This window comes from Serratia sp. CY44782, assembly GCF_052168715.1.
GTDB classification, from domain to species: Bacteria; Pseudomonadota; Gammaproteobacteria; order Enterobacterales; family Enterobacteriaceae; genus Serratia; species Serratia nevei.
Map to the genome: position 1 here is coordinate 93,153 of NZ_JBJNME010000002.1, position 17,626 is coordinate 110,778.

At 60.6% G+C, this 17,626-nt stretch carries 18 protein-coding genes; 8 read left to right on the forward strand and 10 right to left on the reverse strand.

Annotation, left to right across the window (positions count from 1 at the left end):
• Nucleotides 1-8 precede the first annotated feature (8 nt).
• Both ampE and ampD read right to left on the reverse strand, forming a co-directional pair.
• Nucleotides 9-863 carry a beta-lactamase regulator AmpE gene (gene ampE, locus ACJ8HT_RS03955; RefSeq protein WP_033631795.1) on the reverse strand — a complete coding sequence of 285 codons (855 nt, stop codon included), beginning with the start codon at nucleotides 861-863 and terminating at the stop codon, nucleotides 9-11.
• Nucleotides 863-1,459 carry a 1,6-anhydro-N-acetylmuramyl-L-alanine amidase AmpD gene (gene ampD, locus ACJ8HT_RS03960; RefSeq protein WP_197652727.1) on the reverse strand — a complete coding sequence of 199 codons (597 nt, stop codon included), beginning with the start codon at nucleotides 1,457-1,459 and terminating at the stop codon, nucleotides 863-865. Before ampD ends, ampE begins: the two co-directional genes overlap by 1 nt.
• Before the next feature lie 84 nt (nucleotides 1,460-1,543).
• Here ampD and nadC point away from each other — a divergent pair, with 84 nt between their 5' ends.
• The 4 genes from nadC to hofC all read left to right on the forward strand — a co-directional run bounded on the left by nadC (nucleotide 1,544) and on the right by hofC (nucleotide 5,705).
• Nucleotides 1,544-2,434 (forward strand): carboxylating nicotinate-nucleotide diphosphorylase, encoded by an 891-nt coding sequence (gene nadC, locus ACJ8HT_RS03965; RefSeq protein WP_174136562.1) that lies wholly within the window; start codon nucleotides 1,544-1,546, stop codon nucleotides 2,432-2,434.
• A 189-nt stretch (nucleotides 2,435-2,623) separates the two neighbouring features.
• On the forward strand, nucleotides 2,624-3,061 hold the full coding sequence (gene ppdD, locus ACJ8HT_RS03970; RefSeq protein ID WP_194572790.1) for a prepilin peptidase-dependent pilin: 438 nt from the start codon (nucleotides 2,624-2,626) through the stop codon (nucleotides 3,059-3,061).
• 5 nt (nucleotides 3,062-3,066) lie between these two features.
• The gene (gene gspE, locus ACJ8HT_RS03975) at nucleotides 3,067-4,509 is read left to right on the forward strand and encodes a type II secretion system protein GspE (RefSeq protein WP_197652728.1); all 1,443 of its coding nucleotides are present in this window, start codon (nucleotides 3,067-3,069) and stop codon (nucleotides 4,507-4,509) included.
• Nucleotides 4,506-5,705 (forward strand): protein transport protein HofC, encoded by a 1,200-nt coding sequence (gene hofC / locus ACJ8HT_RS03980; protein WP_197652729.1) that lies wholly within the window; start codon nucleotides 4,506-4,508, stop codon nucleotides 5,703-5,705. The genes gspE and hofC overlap by 4 nt, the downstream gene beginning before the upstream one ends.
• 51 nt (nucleotides 5,706-5,756) lie before the next feature.
• On the opposite strand, the gene ACJ8HT_RS03985 is transcribed toward hofC, so the two are convergent.
• Entirely contained in the window at nucleotides 5,757-6,800 is a 1,044-nt protein-coding gene (locus ACJ8HT_RS03985) for a GMP reductase (RefSeq protein WP_197652730.1), read from the reverse strand.
• A gap of 362 nt (nucleotides 6,801-7,162) precedes the next feature.
• Between ACJ8HT_RS03985 and coaE the strand changes: the two genes are divergently transcribed.
• From coaE to yacG, 3 genes are read left to right on the forward strand one after another with little or no spacing between them, the layout of a single operon-like run.
• Nucleotides 7,163-7,777 carry a dephospho-CoA kinase gene (coaE, locus tag ACJ8HT_RS03990; protein ID WP_049196041.1) on the forward strand — a complete coding sequence of 205 codons (615 nt, stop codon included), beginning with the start codon at nucleotides 7,163-7,165 and terminating at the stop codon, nucleotides 7,775-7,777.
• Nucleotides 7,778-7,782: 5 nt separating this feature from the next.
• Complete coding sequence (zapD, locus tag ACJ8HT_RS03995; protein WP_038873498.1) at nucleotides 7,783-8,535, forward strand: cell division protein ZapD; 753 nt, start codon at nucleotides 7,783-7,785, stop codon at nucleotides 8,533-8,535.
• 51 nt (nucleotides 8,536-8,586) lie between these two features.
• Nucleotides 8,587-8,778 carry a DNA gyrase inhibitor YacG gene (yacG, locus tag ACJ8HT_RS04000; protein ID WP_004932737.1) on the forward strand — a complete coding sequence of 64 codons (192 nt, stop codon included), beginning with the start codon at nucleotides 8,587-8,589 and terminating at the stop codon, nucleotides 8,776-8,778.
• Between the two features lie 39 nt (nucleotides 8,779-8,817).
• Here the strand turns inward: yacG and mutT are convergent, their stop codons facing one another.
• The 3 genes from mutT to secM form a co-directional block, all read right to left on the reverse strand.
• A complete protein-coding gene (gene mutT, locus ACJ8HT_RS04005) occupies nucleotides 8,818-9,222 on the reverse strand; it encodes an 8-oxo-dGTP diphosphatase MutT (RefSeq protein WP_197652731.1) in 405 nt (134 codons plus the stop codon).
• A gap of 80 nt (nucleotides 9,223-9,302) precedes the next feature.
• Nucleotides 9,303-12,011, reverse strand: coding sequence for a preprotein translocase subunit SecA (gene secA, locus ACJ8HT_RS04010; RefSeq protein ID WP_038873493.1), 2,709 nt, complete (start codon nucleotides 12,009-12,011; stop codon nucleotides 9,303-9,305).
• Nucleotides 12,012-12,093: 82 nt separating this feature from the next.
• Nucleotides 12,094-12,624: a secA translation cis-regulator SecM gene (gene secM / locus ACJ8HT_RS04015; RefSeq protein ID WP_038873490.1), complete on the reverse strand. Its 531-nt coding sequence runs from the start codon at nucleotides 12,622-12,624 to the stop codon at nucleotides 12,094-12,096.
• Between the two features lie 26 nt (nucleotides 12,625-12,650).
• Here secM and ACJ8HT_RS04020 point away from each other — a divergent pair, with 26 nt between their 5' ends.
• Nucleotides 12,651-13,166 (forward strand): DUF721 domain-containing protein, encoded by a 516-nt coding sequence (locus ACJ8HT_RS04020; RefSeq protein WP_033637110.1) that lies wholly within the window; start codon nucleotides 12,651-12,653, stop codon nucleotides 13,164-13,166.
• A 104-nt stretch (nucleotides 13,167-13,270) separates the two neighbouring features.
• Here ACJ8HT_RS04020 and lpxC read toward each other — a convergent pair whose 3' ends face one another.
• From lpxC to ftsQ, 4 genes are all read right to left on the reverse strand, one after another.
• Nucleotides 13,271-14,188: a UDP-3-O-acyl-N-acetylglucosamine deacetylase gene (lpxC, locus tag ACJ8HT_RS04025; RefSeq protein ID WP_004932754.1), complete on the reverse strand. Its 918-nt coding sequence runs from the start codon at nucleotides 14,186-14,188 to the stop codon at nucleotides 13,271-13,273.
• A 103-nt stretch (nucleotides 14,189-14,291) separates the two neighbouring features.
• Nucleotides 14,292-15,446, reverse strand: a complete 1,155-nt coding sequence (gene ftsZ / locus ACJ8HT_RS04030) for a cell division protein FtsZ (protein ID WP_004932757.1) — start codon at nucleotides 15,444-15,446, stop codon at nucleotides 14,292-14,294.
• 74 nt (nucleotides 15,447-15,520) lie between these two features.
• Entirely contained in the window at nucleotides 15,521-16,777 is a 1,257-nt protein-coding gene (ftsA, locus tag ACJ8HT_RS04035; RefSeq protein WP_004932758.1) for a cell division protein FtsA, read from the reverse strand.
• Entirely contained in the window at nucleotides 16,774-17,625 is an 852-nt protein-coding gene (gene ftsQ, locus ACJ8HT_RS04040; protein WP_004932761.1) for a cell division protein FtsQ, read from the reverse strand. The genes ftsA and ftsQ overlap by 4 nt, the downstream gene beginning before the upstream one ends.
• Nucleotide 17,626: the final 1 nt, after the last annotated feature.

Sequence of the window (17,626 nt, forward strand, 5' to 3'; positions counted from 1 at the left end):
GCAGCCGCTTAAAGCAGCGTGCCGTAAATGGTCAACAGCGCCACTACCACCACGATGATCATCGTCACCTTGCGAGCCAGCGTCACCGCCGCCCGCGGCGTTTGCACCGGATCCATATGCGGATCGCGCGCCAGCGAGAACTGCGCCAGCCGCGTCAACACCTGATACGACGACGAATGCCGATCCCCCAGCGAGGCGAACCAGGCCGGCAGCGCACGCTCGCCGTGGCCGAACAGCGCGTAGGCCACCCCAGCCAAACGCACCGGGATCCAATCCAGCCAGTTCAGCAGATGATCGATACCCGACTGCGAACGCTCCAGCGGCGTATTGTGGCGCGCCAGCCAGGTTTGATAGGCACGCAGGAAGGCATACCCCGCCAACGCGATCGGCCCGTAAGGCCCAAAGACCACGAACCAGAACAGCGGCGCCAGGTAATAGCGGAAGTTGATCCACAGCAACGCGTTTTGCAGCTCGCGCAGGCGCAGCTCTTCGCTGCAGTCCACCGGCAAACCGTGGATCAACGCCAGCTCTTCCGCCATCTGATCGCTGGCGTGGGTATCGCCCTGCCGCGCCGCTTTCAGGTAGGCGCGGTAGTGTTTGCGCTTGATGCCGGCGCCGACGCACAGCAGGTCGATGACGATCCACAGCAGCAGCGTCACCACGCCGAAGAACAATCCGTGAGACAGCCACAGAACGCCCCAGACGATCACCATCCAGGCGGCGGTCATTGCCAGCGTCTGCGCCAGCGAAACCCGATGCAGCCGCTGAAACACCACTTCGAGACGGTGGTCCAGCTGCCAATGTTCTCCCAGCTTAAACAGGCGCTCCCAGGCCAAAACCAGCAACAGCGTAAACAGCGTCATTAGCGATTCCTCTCCCTTTTTCTTGTCTCAAGCATAGCGTCGGCGGGCGCGCCGCGTTGTTCCAGAGATGCCAGATAGCGATCCCAATCGAACGCCGGCCCGGGATCGGTCTTGCGGCCGGGGGCGATATCGCAATGCCCGGCGATATTGGCCACCAGCGGCGGGTAATGTTCGGCCAGCAGCGCGGTGACCGCCTGCAGCGTGCGGTATTGCGCCTCGGTGTAAGGCAACAGATCGGTGCCTTCCAGCTCGATGCCGATGGAGAAATCGTTGCACCGATCGCGCCCCTGATACAGAGAAACGCCCGCGTGCCAGGCGCGCTGGTCGAAGGGCACATACTGCACGATCTCCCCGTCGCGGCGGATCAGACAGTGCGCAGACACCCGCAGCTGATGGATCTCGGCGAAATAGGGGTGCTGCGCGGGATCGAGCGTGCCGGTAAACAGCTGGTCGATATAGGGGCCGCCGAATTCGCCGGGCGGCAGGCTGATGTTGTGGATGACCAGCAGCGAAGGCGGCTCGTCATCCGGACGCCGATCGCAGTGCGGCGACACCACTCGCGTCACCCCGACAATCCAGCCATTTTCCAACTGCATCAGACACCTCTCTGCGGTGGTACTTATTCCTGCAACAGAGTAGCATGTTCCCCTACGATCTAACCGTCCATTTCGGAGTTTTCCATGCCGACACGCCGCTACAGTGCCGACAGTCGCCGCACCGAGCTTCTTGAACGAATTGAAAGTGATATTCCCTATGCCGTCGCCCAGGCGCTGCGCGAAGACCTAGGGGGTGAAGTCGACGCCGGGCGCGATATTACCGCGCAATTGTTACCGGCGGACAAGCAGGCCGAAGCCACCGTCATCACCCGCGAAGCCGGCATATTCTGTGGCCGCCGCTGGCTGAATGAGGTCTTTATTCAATTGGGCAACCAGGTGCAGGTGGAGTGGCTGGTGGCGGACGGCGACCGTCTGACGCCGAACCAACCGCTTTGCCGGCTGCGCGGCCCGGCGCGGGTGATGCTGACCGGCGAGCGCACCGCGCTGAACTTCGTGCAGACGCTCTCCGGCGTGGCGACCGAGGTCAGCCGCTACGTGGCCCTGCTGGAAGGCACCCGGACTCGCCTGCTCGATACCCGCAAGACCCTGCCCGGCCTGCGCACCGCGCTGAAATACGCCGTACTGTGCGGGGGTGGCAGCAACCATCGGCTGGGGCTCTCCGACGCCTTCCTGATCAAGGAAAACCACATCATCGCCTCCGGCTCTATCAAGAACGCGGTGGAAAAAGCCTTCTGGCTGCACGCCGACGTGCCGGTGGAAGTGGAGGTCGAATCGCTTGATGAGCTGCAGCAGGCGCTGGATGCCGGTGCCGATATCATCATGCTGGACAACTTCAGCGTCGAGATGATGCGCCAGGCGGTCGCGCAAACCCAGGGCCGCGCCCAGCTGGAGGTGTCCGGCAACGTCACCAGCGAGACGCTGCGCACCTTTGCCGAGACCGGCGTGGATTACATTTCGGTCGGCGCGCTGACCAAGCACATCACTGCACTCGATCTGTCGATGCGCTTCAAATGATCCCCTCGCCCCCGGCCGCTGTCGGGGGCGTTACCGTAAAATTGCGAACCCCTTCTCACCATTTTTTTCATCGCTGCAAACGACATCATTACTGATGGAAGCGCGCCGAGAAACGCGCAAAAGCCCCTCGCCGTGCCCCCGAGCAAGTCGCTACCGTTGTCTTCCACACACCTATGGAGGAAACAACGTATGGAAACGCAACGCGGCTTTACCCTGATAGAACTGATGGTGGTGATCGCCATCATCGCCATCCTCAGCGCCATCGGCATCCCTGCCTACCAACGCTACATCCAGAAAGCGGCAATGACCGACATGCTGCAAACCATGGCACCGTATAAACTGGCGGTCGAACTGTGCGTGCTGGACGAAGGCGCCCCCACCGGCTGTGAGGCCGGCAGCAAAGGCATTCCCACCGGCGGCGCGTCGCGTTACGTCAGCGGGGTGAAAGTCGCCAAAGGCGTGATCACGCTGACCGGCACCCAAACGCTGCAGGGGCTGGCGGTGGCATTAACCCCCAAAGCGAACGCCGATGGGCTGACCCGCTGGAGCCGGCTGTGCAGCAGCGAAAACACAACGCTGGTTGAGGTGTGCCAGGAAGTCTTCCGCTTCGACAACGCGGCGGAGTAACGGCGATGAACGCGCAAATCAGCGAAGAGGTTCACGCCCTGTGCCGGCGCTATCAGGCGTTGGCGCTGAACGAAGACCCGACCACTCTCACGATCGCGCTCAACGAAGAAGCGCCGCAGGGGCTGCTGGCGGCTCTGCGTTTCGCCACCGGCAAGCGCATCCATCTGGAACACTGGCCGGCAGCCAGGCTGGAGCAGGCTCTGAACCAACGCCACGAATCGCTGCCGGCGCCGTTGGCAGCCGAAGAAGACACCGCCGACATCACCTACCCCGACGACGGCGATGCGCCGGTGGTGCAGTTCATCAACCAGACGCTGCGCCTGGCCATCCAGCGCCGCGCCTCGGATATCCACTTCGAGCCCTTTCGGCAGCATTTTCGCATTCGCCTGCGCATCGACGGCGTGCTGCAAACCCTCGCCTCACCACCACCGCAGCTGGCCGCACGGCTCATCGCCCGGCTGAAGATCCTCGGCCAGCTGGATATCGCCGAACGCCGTCAGCCTCAGGACGGGCAGCTCAGCCTGACGCTGGACAGCGCGCGCTATGCCATGCGTATCGCCACCCTGCCGACGCTGCACGGCGAAAAGGTGGTGCTGCGCGTTCAGCAGGGTGAGCAGCAGGAGCTGCCGCTGGATCAACTGGGCATGAGCCGGGCGGATCTGGCACGCTACGCGACGGCGCTGGCCTGCCCGCAAGGTTTGATCCTGGTAACCGGCCCGACCGGCAGCGGCAAGACGGTGACGCTGTACAGCGGTCTGCGCCAGTTGAACGATGCGCAAAGCAACTTGTGCAGCGTCGAGGATCCGATCGAGATACCACTGTTTGGCGTCAATCAAACCCAGATCAACGCCAAAACCGAGCTGAGTTTCGCCCGGGTGCTGCGCGCCCTGCTGCGCCAGGATCCGGATGTCATCATGATCGGCGAGATCCGCGATGCGGAAACCGCCGAGATCGCAGTCAAGGCCGCGCAAACCGGCCACCTGGTGCTGTCGACACTGCATACCAACTCCACCGGCGAAACCCTGACGCGCCTGATGCACATGGGTATCCCCGGCTACCTGCTCGCCGGCTGCCTGAAGCTGGTCATCGCACAGCGGCTGGTGCGCAGGCTGTGTCGCCACTGCCGCTACCCGCACAGCCAGCCGACGCATTTTCCTGCCTCGGTCTGGCCGGAGCCGCTGACCGCCTGGCGCGCCGACGGCTGCGAGCATTGCTTCGGCGGCTACTATGGGCGCATCGGCGTGTATGAGCTGTTGGCCATTACGCCGGAAATACAGGCGGCGTTGCTGGCGAACGCCGCGCCCAGCCTGCTGGCGGATGTCGCCCGCGAGCAGGGGCAGCTTTCGCTGCTGCAGGCCGGGCTGGCGCTGGCCAGCGAAGGCACGACCTCGCTGGAAGAACTGTACCGCGTGATCGACGTCGTCCAGCTCGGCGTAACCGCACCATGAAAGCGCACCGGCTGTTTCTTTGGCAGGCATTCGACGCCCAGGGCGCCTTGCGCCGCGGCGAACTGATGAGCGATGAAAAGCGGCAGGTGAGCCGGTTACTGATCGAACAAGGCCTGCAACCTTGGCGGATTGGGCACGGCAAACGCATCACGCCCGGCCAGTGGCGCGGAGAACCCTTAATCCACTTCACCCGCCAACTCGCCACCCTGTTGCAGGCCGGGTTGCCGCTGGTCAATACGTTGCAGCTGCTGGCGGCAGAGCACCCTTCGGCAGCCTGGCGTTGCCTGTTGCGCCAGTTGGCAGAACAGGTGCGCGAAGGGCAGCCGCTCTCCGAAACCCTTGCCGCGCAGCCAGGCGTTTTTCCACTTATCTATCGCCAACTGATCGCCATCGGCGAACTGACCGGCAACCTCGATCGCTGCTGCCTGCAGCTGGCACAACAACAGGAAGCCCAGCTGATGCTGCGCCGCAAAGTGACCAAAGCGCTGCGGTATCCCCTCTTCATCTGTGCGGTGGCGCTGCTGGTCAGCGTGCTGATGCTGGTGATGGTGTTGCCGGAATTCGCCAAGGTTTATCAGTCGTTCGATGCGCCGCTGCCCTGGTTTACCCAAGGGTTATTGGGGGTGTCCGCGCTGCTGATCGCCGTTGGCCCCTATTTGGCGCTGCTGCTCGGCGCATTGCTGCTCGGCTATTGCCGCTGGCTGCATCCACGCCCGCCATGGCGCCGACGTGAACAGGCCGCCTTGCTGCGCCTGCCGCTGATCGCCCGGCTGGTGAGCGGCGGCGCGCTGAGCCAAACCTTTCGTATTCTGACCATGACCCAACGCGCGGGGCTGACGCTGGTGGAAGGGTTGAACGCGGCGGCGCTGGCGGCGGATCATCTGCTGTACCGACAGGCGCTGGAGCAGGTGCAGCGGCAGATCGCCGAAGGCGAGGCGTTTCATCATGCCCTGGGCCTGCAACCGCTGTTTCCGCCGCTGTGCCGGCAGCTGGTGCGGGTGGGCGAAGAATCCGGTTCGCTGGACGCCTTGCTGGATAAATTGGCGCAGTGGTACGAACGGCAGACGCACGAGCTGGCCGATACGCTGGCGCAAACGCTGGAGCCGCTGCTGATGCTGGTGGTGGGCGGGATTGTCGGTGCTTTGGTGATCGCCATGTACCTGCCTATTTTTCAACTGGGCAGCGTGCTGGGATAAAGAAGAGGATAGCGGGCGCCGCTGTGCGCTGCGCCCGATGCAAGGTGCGGCTTATTTGCTGCCGAAGACGCGGTTTTCCTGCTCCGCCACGCGGATAAAGGTGGTGCGCTTGGTCAACTCTTTCAGGCGCTCGGCACCGACGTAGGTGCAGGCGGAGCGCAGGCCGCCGAGGATATCGCGCACGGTAAACTCCACCTCGCCACGCAGCGGCAGCTTGACGGTTTTGCCTTCGGCCGCACGATACTCCGCCACGCCGCCGACGTGGCGTTTCATCGCCGACTCGGAGCTCATACCGTAGAACAGCATGAACTTCTCGCCGTTCTCTTCCACCACGGTGCCTTCGCACTCGTCGTGGCCGGCCAGCATGCCGCCCAGCATCACGAAGTCAGCACCGCCGCCGAAGGCTTTGGCAACGTCGCCCGGCACCGAGCAGCCGCCGTCGCTGACGATTTGGCCGCCCAGCCCGTGGGCCGCATCGGCGCATTCGATCACCGCCGACAGCTGCGGGTAGCCCACGCCGGTCTTCACGCGGGTGGTACAGACTGAACCCGGGCCGATGCCGACCTTAACGATGTCGGCGCCGGAGAGGATCAGCTCCTCCACCATCTCGCCGGTCACTACGTTGCCGGCGCAGATCACGTGATTCGGGCAGGCTTCGCGCGCTTTCTGCAGGAAGGCGACGAAGTGTTCAGAGTAGCCGTTGGCCACGTCGATGCAGATGAATTTCAGCGCCGGAGACAGGGCCAGGATCTGCTGCATTTTGGCGAAGTCGGCTTCGGAAGTACCGGTGGACACCATGACGTGGCGCAGCACCGATTCCGGCATGCGCTGCACGAAGTAAGCCCATTGCTCGACGCTGTAATGTTTGTGTACGGCGGTGAGAACGTCGAAAGAAGCCAGGGCCTCGGCCATGCGGAAGGTGCCCACCGTGTCCATGTTAGCGGCGATAATCGGCACGCCGGACCAGCTGCAACCTGAATGCTTGAAGGTAAACTGACGTTCCAGTTCAACCTCGGAGCGGCTTTTCAGCGTGGAGCGCTTAGGGCGGATCAACACGTCTTTAAAGCCCAACTTCAAATCTTCTTCAATACGCATGACTTATGATTTCCTGGTTAATGGCGACGGATCGCAAGGAGGATATTCGAACCTCTGCCCGACGGCTTTCCAGTGGCGCAAAAAGACGGCGGCGAGATTAATGCCAGTTCCAGTGACGTTATAATACGCGCTAATAATCGCCGAACAAGACTGCGAATTCGCCTTTATTTACGCTACAATCCGACAAATTTACCTGCATAACCGCAGTGTGATTGCCCGCTCATTTTTGCCGTGCCGCTGCGCTTTTTCTCGCCGTCCGATCGGTGCCGATGCGCAAGCGCCGCCTGCCGACTTGCACTTCTGCGCGATCGCTTTATGATTCGACTATTATTTTTTTATGAACATCGGATGCACCTAACACCATGGCCTACATTGTTGCGTTGACCGGGGGCATAGGCAGCGGCAAGACGACCGTCGCGAACGCCTTTGCGCGCCACGGCGCAACCCTCGTCGATGCCGACGTGATCGCCCGTCAGGTCGTCGAGCCGGGCACCCCTGCTTTGGCCGCGATCGCCGAGCGATTTGGTAATGAAATGTTGCTGCCGGACGGCGCATTGAACCGCGCTGCGCTGCGTCAGCGCATCTTTAGCCATCCCGATGACAAAACCTGGCTGAACCAGCTGCTGCATCCGCTGATACACCGTGAAACCCAGCGCCAACTGGCGCAGGCCACCAGCCCGTACGCGCTGTGGGTGGTGCCGCTGCTGGTGGAAAACGGTCTGCAGGATCGCGCCGATCGGGTGCTGGTGATCGACGTCGACGCCGAAACCCAGCTGGCTCGCACCATCGCGCGCGACGGCGTCAGCCGTGAGCAAGCGCAGAGCATTCTCGCCGCCCAGGCCACGCGCCGGCAGCGCCTCGCCGTGGCGGATGACATTATTGACAACAGCGGCGCCGCTCAAGGGATAGAGCCACAGGTCGCCGCACTGCATCGTCGCTACCTTGAACTGGCGGCAACAGCGCCCCAACAGGATTAAACTGCATGAGTGATGTTTCCCCAACCGTTCTCTTTGAACACCCGCTGAACGAAAAAATGCGTACCTGGCTACGCATCGAATTTCTGCTGCAACAGCTGCACGGCCAACGCGCCCTGAGTGAAACCGCCATCGCCCTCACCTTCTTTCGCACCGTCTCCGACTTGCTGGACGTGCTGGAGCGCGGCGAAGTGCGCACCGAACTCCTCAAAGAGCTGGAGCGCCAGCAGCAGAAACTGTTGGCCTGGGCCGATGTGCCGGGCGTGGATATGGCGCTGATCGACCAGCTGCGCGGCCAGTTGAAATCGCGCTCATCGGCGCTGATGGCGGCGCCACGCCTCGGCCAGGCGCTGCGCGAAGATCGGCTGATCGGCCTGGTGCGCCAGCGGCTGAACATTCCCGGCGGCTGCTGCAGCTTCGATCTGCCGACCCTGCACATGTGGATGCACGCGCCGCAGCAGGATCGCGATGCCGACGTCGCCACCTGGCTGCAGTCGCTGGATCCGCTGAACCAGGCGCTGATCATGGTGCTGGATCTGATCCGCCAATCCGGGCCGTTCCGCAATCAGATCAGCCTGAACGGCTTTTTCCAGGACAACGCCGAAGGGGCGGATCTGCTGCGCCTGCGCCTCCATCTGGCGCCGCAGCTTTATCCGCAGATTTCCGGCCACAAGACCCGCTATGCCATTCGTTTCCTGCCGCTGGATAGCGAAAATGGCGTGGTGCCTGAACGCCTGACGTTCGAACTGGCCTGTTGTTGAACTTGTGCAAGAAAGCCTTCTCAGCACTGGCAGAAGGCGTAAGGAACCGTTATGACGACCGTAGTAAAATGCCCAACCTGTGGCACCGGCGTGGTTTGGGGTGAAGTCAGCCCGTTCCGGCCGTTTTGCAGCAAGCGCTGCCAGCTGATCGATCTCGGCGAGTGGGCCGATGAAGAGAAGCGTATTCCGAGCAACAGCGATCTGTCGGAAAGCGAAGACTGGAGTGAAATGGACGATCGTTGATCGTCCGCAATTGGCCTGGCGCCCGCCAGGCCAACCTTGTTATTGCGCGGCGTTCGCCTGCGCCACCAGCAGCTGAATAATGCCGGCGTTGGCTTCCGGGAACTCGTCTTCACGCAGCTCCGCCTCTTTAACCCAGCGCATCGGTTGCCCCTCACGGCCGAACGGCTCGCCCGCCCAGGCTTCCACCAGATAAAAATTCAGCGTCACGATGCGATCGCTGAAGCGGTGCTCCACCACCTCCAACAGTTCGGCACGTTCGGCTTCGATACCGGTCTCTTCCCGCAGTTCGCGACTTAGCGCCTGCTCCGGCGTTTCGCCCTGTTCGATCTTGCCGCCGGGGAACTCCCAGAATCCGGCCATGTGCGCGTCGGCGGCGCGGCGGGTAATAAAGATCTCCCGTTGCGCATTACGGATGATGCCCACGGCGATATTCAGATGTTTCATCTCACCCTCCTGATGGGTGTCAAAAAACAGGGGCTCAGCAAGCTGAACCCCTGGGTATTATCGATTAATCGCAGCCGACATTACTGCAGGCGGCCGTGGCACTGCTTGTATTTCTTGCCGGAGCCGCATGGGCACGGATCGTTGCGGCCCACTTTACGCTCGGCGGTCGCCGGCGCGTTCGGATCTTCGGTCACCAGCGCGTTCTCGTCGTGGTGGCTCAGCTGTTGGTGCTGCGCCAGGCGCTCGGCCTCTTCACGGCGCTGCTGTTCCAGCGCTTCCACCTCTTCCGGCATCCGCACCTGAACCTTGCTCAGCACGCTGATCACTTCATATTTCAGCGATTCCAGCATAGTGGCGAACATGTTGAAGGATTCACGCTTGTACTCCTGCTTAGGATCCTTCTGCGCATAGCCGCGCAGGTGAATACCCTGACGCAGGTAGTCCATCGCCGCCAGATGCTCTTTCCACAGGGAATCCAGCGTCTGCAGCATCACGCCCTTCTCGAAGTTGCGCATCATTTCGCTGCCGACCACTTCTTCCTTACGCTGGTACTGCTCTTTGGCGTTCTCCAAAATGCGTTCGCGCAGCGTCTCTTCGTGCAGCTCCGGCTCTTTGTCCAGCCATTGTGCGATCGGCATCTCCAGATCGAAGTCGTTCTTCAGGCGCTCTTCCAACCCCTGAATGTCCCACTCTTCTTCCAGCGACTGCGGCGTGATGTAGTTGTCGATGGTGCTCTTGAACACGTCCTCGCGGATGCTGGCGATGGTTTCGCTCACGTCGGACACGTCCAGCAATTCGTTACGCTGGCTGTAGATGGCGCGGCGCTGATCGTTAGCGACGTCGTCGTATTCCAGCAGCTGCTTACGGATGTCGAAGTTGCGGCTCTCTACCTTGCGCTGGGCGTTGGCGATCGCCTTGGTCACCCACGGGTGCTCAATCGCTTCGCCTTCTTTCATACCCAGTTTACGCATCATGCCGGACACGCGATCCGAAGCGAAGATACGCATCAGGGCATCTTCCATCGACAGGTAGAAGCGGGATGAACCGGCATCGCCCTGACGACCGGAACGGCCGCGCAGCTGGTTATCGATACGGCGCGATTCATGGCGCTCGGTGCCGATAATATGCAGGCCGCCCGCCGCCAGCACCGCGTCATGGCGTACTTTCCAGGCGGCTTTGATGGCCTCGATCTGCTCTTCGGTCGGCTCTTCCAACAGCGCCACTTCGGCCTGCCAGCTGCCGCCCAGCACGATATCGGTACCACGGCCCGCCATGTTGGTGGCGATGGTCACCGCACCGCTCTGGCCGGCCTGGGCGACGATGTCCGCTTCCATGGCGTGGAATTTGGCGTTCAGCACCTTGTGCTCGATGCCCGCTTTGGTCAGCTCATGGGAAACCACTTCGGATTTCTCGATTGAGATGGTACCCACCAGCACCGGCTGGCCTTTGGCGGTACGCTCGCGGATGTCTTCGATGATGGCGCCGATCTTCTCTTTCTCGGTCATGTACACCAGATCCGGCATGTCCTTACGGATCATCGGACGGTTGGTTGGCACCACGATGGTGTCCAGCTTGTAGATCGAGCTGAATTCGAAGGCTTCGGTATCGGCGGTACCGGTCATCCCGGCCAGCTTCTCGTACAGACGGAAGTAGTTCTGGAAGGTGATCGAAGCCAGCGTCTGGTTCTCGTTCTGGATCTCCACGCCTTCTTTGGCTTCCACCGCCTGGTGCAGGCCGTCGGACCAACGGCGGCCCTGCATGGTACGGCCGGTGTGTTCGTCGACGATGATCACTTCGCCGTCTTTAACAATGTAGTCAACGTCGCGGGTGAACAGCACGTGGGCGCGCAGCGCGGCAGTAACGTGGTGCATCAGCATTATGTTGGTCGGCGAGTACAGCGATTCGCCTTCATCCATGATGCCGGCTTCCACCAGCATCTCTTCGATCAGGATCAGGCCGCGTTCGGTCAGGTGGACCTGACGCGCCTTCTCATCCACCGAGAAGTGCCCTTCACCCTTGAAGGTGTCGGAGTCTTCTTTCTCCTGGCGGATCAGTTTAGGGATCAGCTTGTTGACCTTGATGTACATCTCGGAGCTGTCTTCGGCCGGGCCGGAGATGATCAGCGGCGTACGCGCTTCATCGATCAGGATGGAGTCCACCTCATCCACCAGCGCATAGTGCAGTTTGCGCTGCACGCGCTCTTCCGGGCTGAACGCCATGTTGTCGCGCAGGTAGTCGAAGCCGTATTCGTTGTTGGTGCCGTAGGTGATGTCAGCGGCGTAAGCTTCACGCTTGGCCGGCGCCGGCATGCCCGGCAGGTTGATGCCGATGCTCAGGCCGAGGAACTCGAACAGCGGACGGTTGTTTTCGGCGTCACGCTGCGCCAGATAGTCGTTGACGGTCACGACGTGCACGCCGCGGCCGCTCAGGGCGTTCAGGTAGGCCGGCAGCGTCGCGGTCAGGGTTTTACCTTCACCGGTACGCATCTCGGCGATGCAGCGGTCGTTCAGCACCATGCCGCCCAGCAGCTGCACGTCGAAGTGACGCATGCCGAACACGCGCTTGCTCGCCTCACGCACCACGGCGAAGGCTTCCGGGATCAGGCTTTCCAGCGACTCGCCTTTCTCCAGGCGCGCACGGAACTCGTTGGTTTTCGCTTTCAGCTCGTCATCGGACAGTTTTTCCATGTCCGGTTCCATGCGGTTGATCTGCTCAACCACTTTGCGCATGCGGCGCAGGGTACGATCGTTACGGCTGCCAAAAACTTTGGTTAATAATTTCACTAACATGATGTTTGATATCTCTGTCATGACGGCCGAATACGGCAGTCAACTTGCTATTATTTATGGTTTTTGTGCCCTGAGGGCGGAGTCAGACGAGCGCGGCAGGCCCGGCGCGAATGCCCTGTACCTGCGCCACCCACAGGCCGGTCTGGTGCCGTGCCAGCGTTGGCAGCACCTCAAGGTGGGTATGGCGAATGATGGTCGGCGGCTTCGGCTCGTGCGTCAGCAGCGCGTTGAGGGTAGAAAGCAGCGCCAGTTGCGCTACCTGCAAAGGCGGTTCGGCTTCGGCTTCGCTCTCCTGCACCCGCGCATAAACCGCCTGCGGCGCCAGCGCGAAAGAGAGGTGACGAATGACGGTGCGCAGCGCATGTTGCTGCCAGTAATCTACGCTGAAGGTAGGGCGACGGTGCGCGTCCTGCAGCAGGGCCAGGCTGTTGAAGGTGCCGTTGGCTGAATTTTGCCGGTTAAGGCTGGACGACGTATTCGGCAGTGCGGCCTGATCGGGGGCGCCGGGCAAATTGGAAGACGCGCCAAGCGTGGCCGCAACCATCCCTAACAGGAGATGGGGCCAGAAATAACGTCTGCCAAATTGTCGCCAACGATTTAGAATACCGATCACGAGTTTATAATCCGCCGGAGCCCATTATGCGCGATAGCCGTCCACAATTATTAGATGTCCTGTTCGACGACGCGTCTGCCGGCAGCAAAGGGCCGCTGCATAACGTCCAGCAACGCGCGGTGGCGCTGCTCAAGCTTAACCGTGCAGTGAAGGGCCTGTTGCCTGCTCCCCTGCATCCCTGGTGCCGCGTCGCGAATTTCCGACAGGGTATTTTAGTGCTCGAAACGGCAAATGCCAGTTGGATGATGCGCTTGCGCTACGAACAACCCGCTTTGCTGTCTGCACTACGAGCGCAAATTCTACCATCATTGTCGTCGATCGACATCAGGATTAATCCGGCCTTGATGGCGAAAGGCAGCCACCAGGTGCAAAACGCAGAGAAAGCGCCGGAAAAACCCGTGCCGATGCGGCATTTGAGTCTGGAAAGTGCGGAAGAACTGAGAGGATTGGCGAGCCGTAGCCCAGAGAAACTGCGCAAGATATTGGAACGGCTGGCTGCATTGGCCGGAGAGGGTACCAACACAACCAGTCGTGATAAGTAATCAGCGACACAGCTGCAAAATATCAGACGGCATCACGAGCCTGAATTCTCAGGCTCTCAGAGGATGCGCCTGCCGTTATTCGCAGCAGGCGAGGAATTCAGACCTTACGCCAATACGGTGGACGGTGCCTTGAATGCCAGCGGCATTTCGGCTTCGTCCTGGAAGGTCACGTATTCCCACGCTTCCTGCTTGGCCAGCACGGCCTGCAGCAGTTTGTTGTTCAGCGCGTGGCCAGACTTGAACGCGGTGAACGCGCCAATGATGTTGTGGCCGCACATGAACAGGTCGCCGATGGCGTCCAGCATTTTGTGACGTACGAACTCGTCTTCGAAACGCAGGCCGTCTTCGTTCAGCACGCGGTAGTCATCCACCACGATAGCGCAATCGAAGCTGCCGCCCAAGGCCAGACCGCGGGACTGCAGGTATTCGATGTCGCGCATAAATCCAAAGGTGCGCGCGCGGCTGATTTGACGCACGAACGACTCAGCCGAGAAATCGAGACGATAGCGCTGAGAGCTGGCGTCGATAGCCGGGTGGTTGAAGTCGATGGTGAAGTCCAGGCGGAACCCGTTATGCGGGGACAGCTCGGCCCATTTGTCGCCATCTTCAACACGCACGGTCTCTTTCAGACGCAGGAATTTCTTCGCCGAGTTCAGTTCTTCGATGCCGGCATCCAGCAGCAAGAACACGAACGGACTGGCGCTGCCGTCCATGATTGGGATTTCAGCGGCGTCGACTTCGATAACGATGTTGTCGATGCCCAACCCAGCCAGCGCGGCGTTGAGGTGCTCAACGGTCGAAATACGCACGTCATGCTCATTCACCAGGCAAGTACAGAGCATGGTATCACGCACGGATTTTGCATCAGCCGGAAAATCAACCGGTGGATTCAAGTCAGTGCGACGATAGATGACCCCGGTATTAGCCGGCGCTGGGCGCATTGTCAGCGTGACTTTCTTGCCGGTATGCAAACCGACGCCAGTCGCCTGAACAATACGTTTTAATGTCCTTTGTTTGATCATCGTTTTATCTCGCAATGTTATCCATCCTACCAGCCAAGCATACAGCATGGCCGGCGGGACAGTTTAGCACAAAGAGCGGAGATTCCAAATTCTCAGGATATTCTTAGTCTGCCTGTTTACGCAGGAAGGCTGGAATATCAAGATAGTCGGGCTCTTTATTCGGCTGCGCAGCTTGGTCGTTGACCACCTTGGCGGCAGGTTTCACTTCCTGCGGCAGAGGCGACATGCCGTGCTGCTGATAACGGTGATCCATCACCGGCTGGCTGGCCTGCTTATTGGTCACCAGGGTGATTTCAGGACGTTTGTCCATACCGATACCGGTTGCAACCACGGTTACGCGCAGTTCGTCGTTCATTTCCGGATCCAGCGAGGTACCGATAACCACGGTAGCGTTGTCGGACGCGAACGCACGGATGGTGTTACCCACGGTTTCGAACTCATCCAGACGCAGGTCGAAGCCGGCGGTGATGTTGACCAGCACGCCGCGCGCGCCGGACAGGTCGATGTCTTCCAGCAGTGGGCTGGAGATCGCCATTTCGGCCGCTTCTTCGGCACGGTCTTCACCGCAAGCCACGCCGGAACCCATCATCGCGTAGCCCATTTCGGACATCACGGTGCGCACGTCGGCGAAGTCGACGTTCATCAGGCCCGGACGGGTGATCAGCTCGGCGATACCCTGCACCGCGCCTTTCAGCACGTCGTTGGCCGCGCCGAACGCGTCCAGCAGAGAGATGCCGCGACCCAGAACTTTCAGCAATTTATCGTTCGGGATGGTGATCAGCGAGTCCACGTGTTTGGACAGCTCAGCGATACCCTGCTCCGCGAATGCCATGCGCTTCTTGCCTTCGAAGTTGAAAGGCTTGGTCACCACGGCCACGGTCAGAATACCCAAATCTTTAGCCACTTCAGCCACCACTGGTGCCGCACCGGTACCGGTACCGCCGCCCATGCCGGCCGCGATGAAGACCATGTCTGCGCCGTCCAGCGCTGCGCGCAGGGCTTCGCGGTCTTCTTCCGCTGAATTGCGACCCACTTCCGGGTTCGCGCCCGCACCCAGACCTTTGGTAATACCGCTACCAATCTGGATGGTTTGGCCAACCGCCGTTTTGCGGAGCGCCTGGGCGTCCGTGTTCACAGCAAAGAATTCAACACCTTCGATGCGCTCGCGCACCATGTGTTCAACGGCATTGCCACCGCCGCCGCCGACGCCGATGACTTTAATCACCGCGTCATTGGTTAGTTCCATTGGTTCAAACATAGTTTCTCTCCGTTTTGTGCCTGTCGCTGCGAGATCATAAAAAGATTACTCAGCATGATCTCTTTGTTGAAACATTAAAACTCTTTTCTCAGCCAGCTATTGATACGTTTAAACCAATTGCCCACCGAGGCGCGTTTTTCTACTTCCGTCTCACCGCTCAGGTGAGACTCTTTTCCATAGTGCAGCAGACCTACCGCTGTAGAGTAGTAAGGCTCCTGCGCATAATCCGTCAGACCCGTGATGTTCAAGGGTTGGCCGATGCGTACCTGGGTGTGGAACACCCGTTGCGCACAGGCTGCCAGGCCATCAATCTGGGCGGCGCCACCGGTCAGCACGATACCGGCTGCCAGATGATGCTTCACCCCTTGCTGACGCAGTTGCTCCTGCAATTGCAAAATTTCATCGTTAACCAGATTCAACAGTTCGGTGTAGCGTGGCTCAATGACTTCAGCCAGCGTCTGTCTTTGCAGACTGCGCGGAGGACGTCCCCCGACGCTAGGCACCTCTACATTCTCATCCTTGCTAACAATCGACCCAAGCGCACAGCCGTGTCGAACTTTAATCGCTTCCGCGTCGGTCGGCGGCGTGCCGAAGGCGTAGGCGATATCGCTGGTGACCACGTTCCCGGCGTAAGGGATCACTTTGGTGTGGCGCAGCGCACCGCCGGTGTACACCGCCATATCCATGGTGCCGCCGCCGATATCCACCACGCAAACGCCGAGTTCGCGTTCATCTTCGGTCAGCACCGCGTAGCTCGCGGCCAGACCGGCGAAAATAAGTTGGTCAACTTTCAGGCCGCAACGTTCCACGGCCTTGACGATGTTCTTCGCCATATCGTTATGGCAGGTAATCAGATGCACCTTGGCTTGCATGCGCACGCCGGACAGCCCAACCGGGTTTTTGATGCCTTCCTGATAATCGATGGCGTATTCCTGAGGAATCACGTGCAGAATGCGGTGTTCGTCGCGCACGCGCACCGATTTGGCGGTGTGCACCACGTTCTCCACGTCGTCCTGCGTCACTTCCTCTTCCGAGATCGGCACCATGCCGATTTCGTTCTGGCAGCTGATGTGTTTGCCCGACAGCGCCAGGTACACCGAGGAGATCTGGCAGTCCGCCATCAGCTCGGCCTGATCGATGGCGCGCTGTACGCACTTCACCACCGACTCCAGGTCGTTTACGCCACCCTTATCCATGCCGCGAGACGGGCAGCTGCCCACCCCGATAATGTTGACCATGCCATCGGGCAGAACTTCCCCTACCAACGCGGAGACTTTTGCAGTACCGATCTCCAGTCCAACTACCAGTTTTCTGTCCGTCGACTTGATCATTGTTGTTTTGCCTGTGCCTGATTCTGTTGCTGATTACTGTTTTGCTGACCGCCAAGCGCCTGCGGATCGACCAACACCGGAGCCCACCCTACCGAAGCGCCGGACTCGTAGCGCAGATCGACATAGCTGACACGCTTGCTCTCCGCCTGGCCCTGCTGCTGCAATACCGGGTAAAGCTCGATAAACCGCTGCAAACGCCCGTTGCGGTCATCGCGCCCCAGCTCAAGCCGGACATCGTTGTCCAGCGCCAGCTGCCAGGAATGGCGCGCGGTCATCGCCGCCATTTTCAGCGTATATTTGCTGGCCGCCAACGTAGCGCTCATCGCCCGATAGCCTTCCAGCACATCCTGCTCGCTCCCTTCCGGACCGTAGAGCAGCGGCAACTTCTGTTTGCCCGCCCGCTCCGCCGGCACGCTGAACGCTTTGCCTTCGGCGTCCACCATGTGCAAATCGTTCCAGCGCGCCACCGGGACGTACTCCACCAGATGGATCTTCAGCTCATCCGGCCATTGTTTGCGCACGCTGGCCTGCTTGATCCACGGCAGACGTTCGATCTGCTGCTGGATGACGTCCACATCCTGCGTCATAAAGGTGCCGGGCGCGCCCAGCGCCAGGATCGCCTGACGAATATCATCGTTGGTGGTGTAGTGGCGTTCGCCGGTCACCACCAGCCTTGAGAGCGGCAGGCGACTGGCGTCTTTCATCCAGCCAAGCACCGCCCAACCGCTCCACACGACCGTTCCCAACACCATCAGCAGGAAAATCATTCCCGCCAACTGGGTTCCATTGCTGCGGCGCGGGCCGTTATCCACCTCGCGATCGCGCGCATTCAGGGCAGCTTGCGACATA

Coding starts and splice junctions, on each gene's coding strand:
- ampE (WP_033631795.1), bottom strand. CDS start 863: ATGACGCTGTTTACGCTGTTGCTGGTTTTGGCCTGGGAGCGCCTGTTT.
- ampD (WP_197652727.1), bottom strand. CDS start 1,459: ATGCAGTTGGAAAATGGCTGGATTGTCGGGGTGACGCGAGTGGTGTCG.
- nadC (WP_174136562.1), top strand. CDS start 1,544: ATGCCGACACGCCGCTACAGTGCCGACAGTCGCCGCACCGAGCTTCTT.
- ppdD (WP_194572790.1), top strand. CDS start 2,624: ATGGAAACGCAACGCGGCTTTACCCTGATAGAACTGATGGTGGTGATC.
- gspE (WP_197652728.1), top strand. CDS start 3,067: ATGAACGCGCAAATCAGCGAAGAGGTTCACGCCCTGTGCCGGCGCTAT.
- hofC (WP_197652729.1), top strand. CDS start 4,506: ATGAAAGCGCACCGGCTGTTTCTTTGGCAGGCATTCGACGCCCAGGGC.
- ACJ8HT_RS03985 (WP_197652730.1), bottom strand. CDS start 6,800: ATGCGTATTGAAGAAGATTTGAAGTTGGGCTTTAAAGACGTGTTGATC.
- coaE (WP_049196041.1), top strand. CDS start 7,163: ATGGCCTACATTGTTGCGTTGACCGGGGGCATAGGCAGCGGCAAGACG.
- zapD (WP_038873498.1), top strand. CDS start 7,783: ATGAGTGATGTTTCCCCAACCGTTCTCTTTGAACACCCGCTGAACGAA.
- yacG (WP_004932737.1), top strand. CDS start 8,587: ATGACGACCGTAGTAAAATGCCCAACCTGTGGCACCGGCGTGGTTTGG.
- mutT (WP_197652731.1), bottom strand. CDS start 9,222: ATGAAACATCTGAATATCGCCGTGGGCATCATCCGTAATGCGCAACGG.
- secA (WP_038873493.1), bottom strand. CDS start 12,011: ATGTTAGTGAAATTATTAACCAAAGTTTTTGGCAGCCGTAACGATCGT.
- ACJ8HT_RS04020 (WP_033637110.1), top strand. CDS start 12,651: ATGCGCGATAGCCGTCCACAATTATTAGATGTCCTGTTCGACGACGCG.
- lpxC (WP_004932754.1), bottom strand. CDS start 14,188: ATGATCAAACAAAGGACATTAAAACGTATTGTTCAGGCGACTGGCGTC.
- ftsZ (WP_004932757.1), bottom strand. CDS start 15,446: ATGTTTGAACCAATGGAACTAACCAATGACGCGGTGATTAAAGTCATC.
- ftsA (WP_004932758.1), bottom strand. CDS start 16,777: ATGATCAAGTCGACGGACAGAAAACTGGTAGTTGGACTGGAGATCGGT.
- ftsQ (WP_004932761.1), bottom strand. CDS start 17,625: ATGTCGCAAGCTGCCCTGAATGCGCGCGATCGCGAGGTGGATAACGGC.